Here is a 10,702-nt window from a genome sequence, read left to right as displayed (position 1 = left end):
GCGCTTGCCGGCAGCGCCGCGCGGACCGGGCCCGCCGACCGGGCGCCGACCCGGCCGGCGGCGAAGCCGACCGCCAGGACCAGGCCGAGGACCAGCGCGGCGGCGGCCCAGCGGTAGGCCCGGCCGGTGGGTGGGACCGGCGATGCGGAACCGGCCATGTCGTCGGGGCGGGGGCGCCCCGTGCGGGACGCCCCCTCGACGTTGCCGGCCGGCAGCCGCCGGTCGCTGGTCGCGGTCACGACAACCGGGGTTGGAGTACGAAGAGCCCCTGCTCGATGCCGCTGACGACGACGATCCCGCTCGGGAAGTACGGGTACGTGCTCCACGCCCCGTTCATCGAGTTGCTGTTGCTGGACGGGTAGACGTCGAAGTAGCCCGCCTCGGTGGCCCGTCCGGCAGCCACGTCCCGCAGGTCCAGGATGCGCAGGCCGGCCCGGTAGTTGGCCTGGTAGCTGTAGGTGCCCTTGACGTACTGGTTGTGGTCGGTCGCCGCCACGGGGGCGCTGTAGGTGCCGATGTGCCGGGGTGCGTCCAGGTCGGCCAGGTCCCAGATGTACGTCTGCGTGTTGACCCCGCGCCGGGACTCGTCCAGCTCGTCGTCCAGGAGGAAGTACCGCTGGTCCTCGGTGAACCACCCCTGGTGGGTGTACGCGCGCCCGGAGTAGCCGATGCGGGCGAGCTGGCGGGGCGACGACTTCGTCGTCACGTCGACCACGGTGACCGTGTCCTCGTTGGAGCTGACGCAGATCTCCCGGCCCGTGTACGCGGTGTCCGGTCCCCGGTACACGACGCACTGGGTGTCGTGCGTGTACCCGTCGTTGTTGACGCAGCCGGCGTAGGCCGGTGACCTGGGGGTGCGGATGTCGACCATGTGCAGCCCACCGTTGCAGGTGTTCGAGCCGACCGCGTACGCGTAGCCGGTGGCCTCGTTGATCGCGATGTTGTGGGAGTTGCCGAACCGGTTGTAGTGGACGTCCGCCGTCCACGTCTTCGGGGAGGTGACGCCCCGCAGCCGGGTCAGGTCGAACACCTGCATGCCGTGGCCGGTCACGTCGGCCACCACGTAGGCGTGGTTCCGGTAGACCTTGATGTCCCGCCAGACGGCGGTGCGGTTCTGGTACGCGGGCAGGTTGCCCAGGTAGACCGGCGCGGTCGGGTTGGACACGTCGACGAACGAGGTGCCGTTACGGCGGCCGACCAGCGCGTACTCCCTGCCGGTCGTGCTGTCGGTCCAGCCCCAGATGTCGTTCGCCTGGCTGCCGCCCATGTTGGCCAGGGGCAGGAACGACAGCAGGTCGACGTTGCGGCACGGATAACCGGCGGCCTGGCCGTTGGTGCAGGTGGCGGCAGCCGCGGCGGCCAGCCGCTGGGTGGGTTCCCGCTGGGCCATGAACTCCTGCGCCGAGGCCCGCCCGGCGGGTGTGTCGGGCGCGTGCGCCACCGAGGGTGAGACCGACCCGAGCATGGTGACGGTCAGTGCGCCGACCGCCAGGGCGGTGATGATGCGAACGACTCGCATGGGGACTCCCTACCGTCGCGCCGGCCCGGCGTCGGCGTCCCGATCGGTCGGCGGACGGGCGCGACGGGAAGGTCCACCGGGCCGGTCCGGGTTCCATCGCACCGCGGGAAACCCTGAACGCATCGATCCCTGAGAATATTGTGGGGCCGGTGGGGGTCCCGGACAAAGCACGGCCGCGATACCGGATGCGTCATACCACCGCCGGTGAGACGACGAGGGCCCGGCGCGGTGACACCGCGCCGGGCCCTGCTGTCGTGCGTACGCCTCAGCTGTCCCCGCCGGTCTCGCCGACCGGGGCCGCAGTGACGTCCTCGATCGCGTACTTCTTGGCGGCCTCGGCCGGCACGTTCGCCGGCACCGTGCCGCGCAGCGCGAGCTGCCGCAGCGTCGCGACCGCCACCGACTCGGCGTCGACGTGGAAGTGCCGGCGCAGCGCGTGCCGGGTGTCCGACATGCCGAAGCCGTCGGTGCCGAGCGAGGTGTAGTCGCCGGGCACCCAGCGCGAGATCAGATCCGGCACCGCGCGCATCCAGTCGCTGACCGCGACCTTCGGTCCGTCGGCGTCGGCCAGCTTCTGCTGGATGTACGGCACCCGCTGCTCCTTGCCCGGGTGCAGCAGGTTGTGCTCCTCGCACTCCACCGCGTCCCGGCGCAGCTCCGTCCAGGAGGTCACCGACCAGACGTCGGCGGCCACACCCCAGTCCTGGGCGAGCAGTTGCTGCGCCTTGAGCGCCCACTGCATGCCGCTGCCGGAGGCCAGGATGTTGGCCTTCGGCGCGTCCCCGCCCACCTGCGGAGCTGGGGAGTAGCGGTAGATGCCCTTGAGCAGGCCCTCGACGTCCACGTCCTGGGGCTCGGCCGGCTGCAGGATCGGCTCGTTGTAGACCGTCAGGTAGTAGAAGACGTTCTCCTGCGCGTCCCCGTACATCCGGTGCAGGCCGCTCTCCATGATGTGCGCGATCTCGAACGAGAACGCCGGGTCGTACGCGACCACCGCCGGGTTGGTGGCGGCGAGCAGCAGCGAGTGCCCGTCCTCGTGCTGCAGACCCTCGCCGTTGAGCGTGGTCCGGCCGGCCGTCGCGCCGAGCAGGAAGCCCCGCGCCATCTGGTCGGCGGCCGCCCAGAGCCCGTCGGCGGTGCGCTGGAACCCGAACATCGAGTAGAAGATGTACATCGGGATCATGGGCTCGTCGTGGGTGGCGTACGACGAGCCGGCCGCGGTGAACGAGGCGACCGAGCCGGCCTCGTTGATCCCCTCGTGCAGGATCTGCCCGGCGGTCGACTCCTTGTACGACAGGAACAGCTCCCGGTCGACCGAGGTGTACCGCTGGCCGTGCGGCGAGTAGATCTTCGCGGTCGGGAAGATCGAGTCCAGGCCGAAGGTGCGGGCCTCGTCCGGGATGATCGGCACCCAGCGCTTGCCGAACTCCTTGTCCTTCATCACGTCCTTGAGCAGGCGGACGAAGGCCATCGTGGTGGCCACCTTCTGCTTGCCGGAGCCGCGCTTGACGTCGGCGAACCGCTCCGGGCCCGGGATGGTCAGCCGCTTGCTGCTGGTCCGCCGGGACGGCAGGTAGCCGCCGAGCTGCTGGCGCCGCTCCTTGAGGTACGCGATCTCGTCGGACTTCTCCCCCGGGGTGAAGTACGGCGGCAGGTAGGGGTTGTCCTCCAGCGCCTTGTCCGGGATGTCCAGGTAGAGGCGGTCGCGGAAGGTCTTCAGGTCCTCCAGCGTCAGCTTCTTCATCTGGTGCGTGGCGTTGCGGCCCTCGAAGTGCGAGCCGAGCGTCCAGCCCTTGATCGTCTTGGCCAGGATGACCGTCGGCTGACCGGTGTGCTCGGTCGCCGCCTTGTACGCCGCGTAGAGCTTGCGGTAGTCGTGGCCACCCCGCTTGAGGTTCCAGATCTCGTCGTCGGAGAGGTGCTCGACCATCTTCCGGGTCCGCGGGTCGCGGCCGAAGAAGTGCTCCCGGACGTACGCGCCGGACTCAGCCTTGTAGGTCTGGTAGTCGCCGTCGGGCGTGGTGTTCATCAGGTTCACCAGCGCGCCGTCGGTGTCCGCGGCGAGCAGCGGGTCCCACTCCCGGCCCCAGACCACCTTGATGACGTTCCAGCCGGCGCCCCGGAAGAAGGCCTCCAGCTCCTGCATGACCTTGCCGTTGCCCCGGACCGGGCCGTCCAGCCGCTGCAGGTTGCAGTTGATCACGAAGGTGAGGTTGTCCAGCTCCTCGCGGGCGGCCACGCCGATCGCGCCGAGGGTCTCCGGCTCGTCCATCTCGCCGTCGCCGAGGAACGCCCAGACGTGCTGGTCGGAGGTGTCCTTGATGCCCCGGTGCTGCAGGTACCGGTTGAACCGGGCCTGGTAGATGGCGTTCAGGCCGCCGAGCCCCATCGAGACGGTGGGGAACTCCCAGAAGTCCGGCATCAGCCGAGGGTGCGGGTACGACGGCAGCCCGCCGCCCGGGTGGGACAGCTCCTGCCGGAACCCGTCGAGCTGGTGCTCGCTCAGCCGCCCCTCCAGGTACGCCCGCGCGTACATGCCGGGGGAGGCGTGACCCTGGTAGTAGATGTGGTCGCCGCCGCCGGGGTGGTTCTTGCCCCTGAAGAAGTGGTTGAAGCCCACCTCGTAGAGCGAGGCCGAGCTGGCGAAGGTGGAGATGTGCCCGCCGACGCCGATCTCCGGGCGCTGCGCCCGGTGCACCAGCATCGCCGCGTTCCACCGGACGTACGCCCGGATCCGCCGCTCGACGTGCTCGTCACCGGGGAACCACGGCTCCCGCTCGGGGGCGATGGTGTTGATGTAGTCGGTGGTGGTCAGCGACGGCACCCCGACCTGGCGCTCACGGGCCCGCTCCAGCAGGCGCAGCATGACGTAGCGGGCGCGCTTGGTCCCGCGCTCGTCGATGACACCGTCGAGCGACTCGACCCATTCGCCGGTCTCTTCAGGGTCGATGTCCGGAAGCTGGCTCGGCAGACCAGCGGTGATCACCGGGCGCTTGCGTTCCGTAGCCACAGGCGTTCCCTCGGTTGTGTGTGGGATAGGTCTCTAGCGCCATCCTGCCCCCTCGCGGCACCTGGCGTCACGTCTCCCTCCCCCAGACGCGACGCTCAACACAGGTACCCGCCGGTAACTTTCTGCTGGTCGGAGGTCCATCCGCCGCTGACGGTCCGTCGGGCCGTCTTGCGGGCTCTCCCTACCGTGCGGGTATGAACGGACGACAGGTGATCATGGGCGGAATGCTGGCACTGGGTGGGTCGGTGTTGGTGGTCATCGCGGGCACGGCCACCTTCCTCGCGGGTGATCTCGCGGCGCTGCCGGTCCTCGTCCTCGGCGGCGGGCTGGTCATCCTCGGCGCGCTCCTGGCGCGGGCCGGGACCCGGGCTTCCGGACCCCGGCCGGTGGTGCGGGGACGGCGTGGCGGCGCCTTCGGCTACGTTCCGGGGCCGACCGGCGACTACGGCGCCTCGTACGACGACGACCGGCACCACGGCGGCACCGGTGACCCGGGCGGCTGGTCGTCCGGCGGAGACTCCGGCGGCGGCTGGTCCTTCGGTGGGGGCGATTCCGGCGGCGGCTGGTCCTCGGGCGGGGACTCCGGCGGGGGCGGCGGCAGCTCGTGACGCGGGCCGGTCGTCCCGGCGGGGGCAGACCGCCGGGACGGGCCGGCGGCAGTGGTCGGCGGACCGGTCGTCCCGGCGAGGCCCTGCCGGCTCCGGCAGAATGCGGCCTATGCGCACCGAGGTGATCACGGTCCAGACCGGTTCCCGGCCCACCGTCCGCGACATCACGGCCGAGGCCGAACGGTTCGTCTCCGGTCAGGGCGACGGGCTGCTGCACGTCTTCGTCCCGCACGCCACGGCCGGCCTGGCGATCATCGAGACCGGAGCCGGCTCGGACGACGACCTGCTGACCGCCCTCGACGCCCTGCTTCCCACCGACGACCGCTGGCGGCATCGGCACGGGTCACCCGGCCACGGCCGCGACCACGTGCTTCCGGCGTTCGTGCCCCCGTACGCGACCCTGCCGGTGGTCGACGGGCGGCTCGCGCTCGGCACCTGGCAGTCGGTGTGCCTGGTCGACCCGAACGGCGACAACCCCACCCGTCAGGTCCGCTTCTCGTTCCTCCCCGGCTGAGGTGTAAGGAGGGGCCCCTTCTCAACGCCTGGGGGTGGGTTAGGGGCGCCCCGGCGGGGTGGTTAAAATAGTGGTGCAGAATGGTGGGTTGGTGGACCGCCCCCCCCCCCTTGTTTTTGTTCCGGCGCCCCCAGACCCCCCGCGGGGGCGGCCCCCCGGGCCCCCCTCCTTACACCGTCATACCGCGATGTCGCGGCGGGCGAAGGCGGCGGTGCCGGCGGCGACGAGCAGGGCGGCACTGCCGAGCAGCAGCAGGACGCCGGCCGGCTGCACACCGTCGACCAGCGGGGACCCTCCCAGGTACCAGTGGAACGGCGACAGCTCCTGCGCCCACCTGAGCCCCTCCACCTGGGGGAACACCGAGTTCGCCAGGTAGCCGAGGACGGCGACGCCGGCGCCGGCGCCCAGGGCCACGGCCCGGCGGCCGGTCGCGGCCCCAGCGGCGAAGGCCAGCGCGGCGAAGGCGAGCCCGAACAGCGCCAGGTGCAGGGTCATCGCGGCGAAGCCACCGAGGGTGATGCTGTCCAACTGTGCCGGCCCGCGCAGGGCGAGCAGGGCGAGCCCGAGCAGCACGGTCACCAGCACCACCCCGGCCGCGACGGCGGCGAAGCGGAGCAGGGCCAGCCGGACCCGGCCCACCGGGTGCGCGAGCACCAGGTCGAGGGTGCCGGCCTCCTCGTCGCCGGCCACCGCCCGGGCGCCGGCGGCGATCGCGAAGACCGCGACGAGCAGTGGGACCAGCAGGCCGTAGACCGCGCTGCCGAGGTAGCCGGCCGCGCTGGTCAGGTCGCTGTAGTTGAACGCCTCCAGCAGCCCCTCCGGGTACGCCTCCAGCGCCTTCGTCATCTCCGGTGTCTGCATGGTCGGCCAGAAGGCGGCGTACATGGTGCCCACGGCGACGATCGCGACGGCCCAGCCGACCAGCGACCGCCGCGCGTCGTGCAGCGCCTTGGTGAAGGGGTCACGCAGCAGCACGGGTGGCCTCCTCGCGGGAGTAGTAGCCGAAGAAGAGTTCCTCCAGGTCGGGCTCCTCGCTGAGCAGCCCGACGACGGTGTGCCCGGCGGCGGCCTTGACCAGCGCGTCGGCGCGACCGTCGAGGCGGCACCGCAGGACGGCGCCGCTGACGTGGACCTCGCTCACGCCGGGCAGGGCCGCGAACTCGGCCGCGTCGACGGGGCCGGCGAAGGTGACCTCCACCTTTCGGACGGCCCGTTCGCGCAGCTCCTCGACCCGAGCCACGGTGACCATCCGACCCTCGCGGACGATGCCGACCCGGTCGGCGGTCTGCTGGACCTCGCTCATGACGTGGGAGGACATGAAGACCGTACGGCCGTCGGCCCGCGCCTCGCGGACCATGGCGAGGAACTCGTGCTGGAGGAACGGGTCGAGCCCGCTGGTCGGCTCGTCGAGGATCAGCAGCTCGGGGGAGTGCATGAATGCCTGCACCACGCCGACCTTCTGCCGGTTGCCCTTGCTCAGCCCGCGGATCGGCCGACCCAGGTCGAGGTCCAGCCGGGCGGCCAGGTCGTCGATCCGGGCGCGGGGCACCCCGCCGCGCAGGTTGCCGAGGTAGGTCAACAGCTCCCGGGCGGTCTGCCGGCCGTCGACGACGAAGTCACCGGCGAGGTAGCCGATCCTCCGTCGCAGGGCGACGCCGTCGCGGTACGGGTCGCTGCCGAGCACGCGTACCCGGCCGGCGGTGGGCCGGATCAGGTCGAGCAGCAGCCGGATCGTGGTGGACTTGCCGGCCCCGTTCGGGCCGAGGAACCCGTACACCTCCCCGGGTTCGACCCGCAGGTCCAGGCCGGTCAGGCCGCGGTTGCGGCCGTACGTCTTGACCAGGCCCTCGGTGTGGATGGCGGGCTCAGCCATCGCGGTCTCCCTTCGCCCCGTACTCGGCTTCGAAACGTTCGACGAGCTGCGGCATCTCGCGCTCGATGAAGGCGTAGAAGTCGCGCATCATCCGCAGCCGCTCGGTCCCCGGGGCGTCCTCGCCGCCGACGACGTCCAGGCCGCGCTCCATCAGCTCGCGGAACACGCGGAACTTGGTGGCGTCGGCGGCGATGCGGATGACCGCGTCCGGCCGGACCTCGTACGCGTGGCCCCGGTGGCCGGGCACCGGCACCCGGCGGGCGAGCCCGCTGGTCTCCAGCAGTCGCATGCCGGTGCTGACCGAGCCCTTGGAGAGCCCGAGCGCGGCGGCCAGCTGCGTGCTGGTCTGCCATGGCGGATCGCAGATCAGCAGCCAGCCGAGCAGCTTGCCGTACGCGGGCGGCAGGCCCAGCCCGCCCAGCACCACGGCCGCGTCCTCGGCGTACCGGCGCTGGTCGGAGAGTTCCGACATCGTTCCTCGTTTCGAACGTTCAATAAGTTCTGAACCTACGGTACACCGACGTCGCCCGGTTGCCCAGAGCCGAACGCCCCCGGCCCATGAACAGAACGGACGTGGTGGTCCGGTGGGGACCACCACGTCCGTTCTGCTCGTGGCGGGTGTTGAGCGGGGCCCTTCCTTGCGCCTCAGGCGGCGGCGGCGAGTTGGGCGATGCGGATGCGGTTGGCCAGGGCGTCGAGCAGGCCGCGCAGCAGGGCCTCGGTGGTCTCGTCCTTGATCTCGCCGTCGATGGTCAGCTTCTCGTGGGCGTTGGTGACGATGACCTCCGGCTTGCTGAGCACGGCGGAGTCGGTCCACAGGAAGAGCTGCCGAAGCTGGAGCTGGGCGCGGACGGTGCCCATGCCGGTCGGGGCGGCGCCCATGATGGCGACCGGCTTGTGGGCCAGCGGCGACACCCACGAGGTGACCGGGAAGGTCGGCCGGGAGGCCCAGTCCAGCGCGTTCTTCAGCACGCCGGGCACGCCGTAGTTGTACTCCGGGGTGGCGATCAGCAGCGCGTCGGCGGCGGCGATCTTCTCCCGCAGGTCCACCACGGGTGCCGGTGGCTCCGCCTCGATGTCCTGGTTGAAGGCGGGGATGGCGCCCAGGTTGTCGTACTGCTCGATGGTCAGGCTCTCGGGGGCGACCCGCTGAGCGGCGCGGATGAGCGCGGTGTTGAACGACGCGTCCCGCAGGCTCCCCGAGATGGCGAGGATCGAGAAGTCGGACATGGGAATCTCCTCTGTTCGTGGCCCATCACCAAGTGCGTGAGCAGGTCAATAGTAGAGGTGCTCAACTGTTGAATGGCAAGTAGGATGTGAGACATGGCGCAGAACACCGTCCCGGCGGGACCCGACGTGGGCGACCAGACCGTGGTCGCCGGCGACGCCGTGCGCCGGATCATGCACATCGCCTCGGCCATCCGGCACTACCAGGACGTGGAGATCGCCGAGCTGGGCCTCACCCCGGCGGCCGCCCGCGCGCTGCACCAGCTCGACCCGGACCGTCCGCTGCCCGCCCGTGACCTGGCCGAGCAGCTGCGCTGTGACCGGTCCAACGTGACCGCCCTGGTCGACAAGCTGGAGCAGGCCGGGCTGGTGGAGCGCCGCGTCGACCCGGCCGACCGGCGGCAGAAGACGCTGGTGGTCACCGACGCCGGCCGGCGGACACGGGCGCGGGTCCATAAGGTGATGTCGGACTCCCGTCTCCTCGCCGGTCTGACCACCGACGAGCTGGCCACCCTGCGTGAGCTGGTGTGGAAGGTGTCCGACGGCGGCTGCCCGGAGACGGACTGCGGCAGTTAGGTCACCACGCCGGCGGTGGATCGTGTCCGAGTGGGCGGGGACGGCGCTCGTCGGTAATGCTGTCCGACGTGACCACCCCGCAAGATCTCGACGACCGGTTCCGCGACAGGCTCACCGCGCTGGACGCCGCTGACGAGCGGCGTGACCCGGCCGAGCCGGTCGGCGACGGTGCGCTCCTGACCGGCGCCCGGGCCCTCGACCTCTTCGACGCCCAGGTCGTCAGCCGTCAGCTGGACCTGGCGGGGCGGTGGCTGCGCAGCTTCTCCGAGGGCTTCTACACGATCGGCTCCGCCGGCCACGAGGGCAACGCCGCGGTGGCGGCGGCGCTGCGGCCCACCGACCCGGCCCTGCTGCACTACCGCTCGGGGGCCTTCTACTGCGTCCGCGCCGCCCAGGCCACGCCCCCCGCATCCGACGCGCCGCCCGGGCCCGACGAGGACGCCGGGTCCGCCGGGGACGGCGGCGACGCGCCCACCGACGCCGCCGGACTCGTCGGGGACGGGCCCTTCACCCCCGCGTACGCCGAGGCGGCCCGCGACGTGCTGCGCGGCATGGTCGCCTCCAGCCGGGAACCGATCGCGGGCGGCCGGCACAAGGTCTTCGGTCGAGCCGACCTGGCCATCGTCCCCACCACCTCCACCATCGCCTCGCACCTGCCCCGCGCGGTCGGCATGGGTCTCGCCGTGGAGCGGCTGCGCCGGCTGGACACGGCCGGCCGGCGTACCGGCAACGGGGTCCGCATCGGCGGCGGCGGGGGAGCGGAGCACGCACCCTGGCCGCCCGACGCGATCGTGGTCTGCTCGTTCGGCGACGCCTCCGTCAACCACGCCAGCGCGACCGCCGCGTTCAACACCGCCGGCTGGTCCGACCACGCCGGCCTGCGCATCCCGGTGCTCTTCGTCTGCGAGGACAACGGGCTCGGCATCAGCGTCCGCTCGCCGAAGGGCTGGGTGGAGACCGTGCTGCGGTCCCGGCCGGGGATCCGCTACTTCGCCGCCGACGGCGGCGACCTCGTCGAGGCGTACGCGGTGGCGACCGAGGCGGCGGCCTGGGTGCGCCGGCACCGGCGCCCGGCGGTCCTGCACCTGTCGACCGTACGGCTGATGGGCCACGCCGGCGCGGACGCCGAGACCGCCTACCGCACCACCGCCGAGATCGACGCCGACCTCGACCGGGACCCGGTCGTCGCCGCCGCGGCCCTGCTGGCGCGGGCCGGTGTCGCCAGCGGTGCGGAGCTGCTGGCCCGCTACGACGAGATCGGCTGGGAGGTGCGCCGCATCGCCGAGGAGGTGCTCGACGAGCCGAAGCTCGCCAGCCCGGCCCCCACGCCGATCCGCTGGTCGTGGCGCACTTCGTGTACGACTCCGGACGGTGG

General features: G+C 71.9%; 10 protein-coding genes and 1 pseudogene. 4 read left to right on the top strand and 7 right to left on the bottom strand.

The genetic code is table 11. The annotated features are described in order from the left end of the window. The 3 genes and pseudogenes from AB0I76_RS14035 to aceE all read right to left on the bottom strand — a co-directional run. Positions 1 to 239: pseudogene (locus AB0I76_RS14035) on the bottom strand (hypothetical protein); the annotation flags it as partial. Beyond that, the gene (locus AB0I76_RS14030) at positions 236 to 1,519 is read right to left on the bottom strand and encodes a choice-of-anchor B family protein (protein WP_357034438.1); all 1,284 of its coding nucleotides are present in this window, start codon (positions 1,517 to 1,519) and stop codon (positions 236 to 238) included. The gene AB0I76_RS14030 and the pseudogene AB0I76_RS14035, both read right to left, overlap by 4 nt. Positions 1,520 to 1,784: 265 nt before the next feature. Continuing rightward, positions 1,785 to 4,529: a pyruvate dehydrogenase (acetyl-transferring), homodimeric type gene (aceE, locus tag AB0I76_RS14025; protein ID WP_357034436.1), complete on the bottom strand. Its 2,745-nt coding sequence runs from the start codon at positions 4,527 to 4,529 to the stop codon at positions 1,785 to 1,787. A gap of 194 nt (positions 4,530 to 4,723) precedes the next feature. Here aceE and AB0I76_RS14020 point away from each other — a divergent pair, with 194 nt between their 5' ends. Further along, positions 4,724 to 5,137 (top strand): hypothetical protein, encoded by a 414-nt coding sequence (locus AB0I76_RS14020; protein ID WP_357034434.1) that lies wholly within the window; start codon positions 4,724 to 4,726, stop codon positions 5,135 to 5,137. 109 nt (positions 5,138 to 5,246) lie between these two features. Continuing rightward, positions 5,247 to 5,651, top strand: coding sequence for a YjbQ family protein (locus AB0I76_RS14015; RefSeq protein ID WP_357034432.1), 405 nt, complete (start codon positions 5,247 to 5,249; stop codon positions 5,649 to 5,651). Positions 5,652 to 5,828: 177 nt separating this feature from the next. On the opposite strand, the gene AB0I76_RS14010 is transcribed toward AB0I76_RS14015, so the two are convergent. From AB0I76_RS14010 to AB0I76_RS13995, 4 genes are all read right to left on the bottom strand, one after another. Next, on the bottom strand, positions 5,829 to 6,626 hold the full coding sequence (locus AB0I76_RS14010; RefSeq protein WP_357034430.1) for an ABC transporter permease subunit: 798 nt from the start codon (positions 6,624 to 6,626) through the stop codon (positions 5,829 to 5,831). Next, complete coding sequence (locus AB0I76_RS14005; protein ID WP_357034428.1) at positions 6,613 to 7,524, bottom strand: ABC transporter ATP-binding protein; 912 nt, start codon at positions 7,522 to 7,524, stop codon at positions 6,613 to 6,615. Before AB0I76_RS14005 ends, AB0I76_RS14010 begins: the two co-directional genes overlap by 14 nt. After that, a complete protein-coding gene (locus AB0I76_RS14000) occupies positions 7,517 to 7,996 on the bottom strand; it encodes a MarR family transcriptional regulator (protein WP_357034426.1) in 480 nt (159 codons plus the stop codon). The genes AB0I76_RS14005 and AB0I76_RS14000 overlap by 8 nt, the downstream gene beginning before the upstream one ends. 173 nt (positions 7,997 to 8,169) lie before the next feature. Then, positions 8,170 to 8,754: an NADPH-dependent FMN reductase gene (locus AB0I76_RS13995; RefSeq protein WP_357034424.1), complete on the bottom strand. Its 585-nt coding sequence runs from the start codon at positions 8,752 to 8,754 to the stop codon at positions 8,170 to 8,172. 93 nt (positions 8,755 to 8,847) lie between these two features. Here AB0I76_RS13995 and AB0I76_RS13990 point away from each other — a divergent pair, with 93 nt between their 5' ends. Next, positions 8,848 to 9,327: a MarR family winged helix-turn-helix transcriptional regulator gene (locus AB0I76_RS13990; RefSeq protein ID WP_357034422.1), complete on the top strand. Its 480-nt coding sequence runs from the start codon at positions 8,848 to 8,850 to the stop codon at positions 9,325 to 9,327. A 56-nt stretch (positions 9,328 to 9,383) separates the two neighbouring features. Next, on the top strand, positions 9,384 to 10,702 hold a 1,319-nt coding region (locus tag AB0I76_RS13985), incomplete at its 3' end, for a thiamine pyrophosphate-dependent enzyme (protein WP_357034420.1).

It is taken from the genome of Micromonospora sp. NPDC049799, from assembly GCF_040656655.1.
Taxonomy (GTDB): Bacteria; Actinomycetota; Actinomycetes; order Mycobacteriales; family Micromonosporaceae; genus Micromonospora.
The sequence above is the reverse complement of the archived record's forward strand: the minus strand, read 5'-3'. Positions and strand labels throughout refer to the sequence as shown.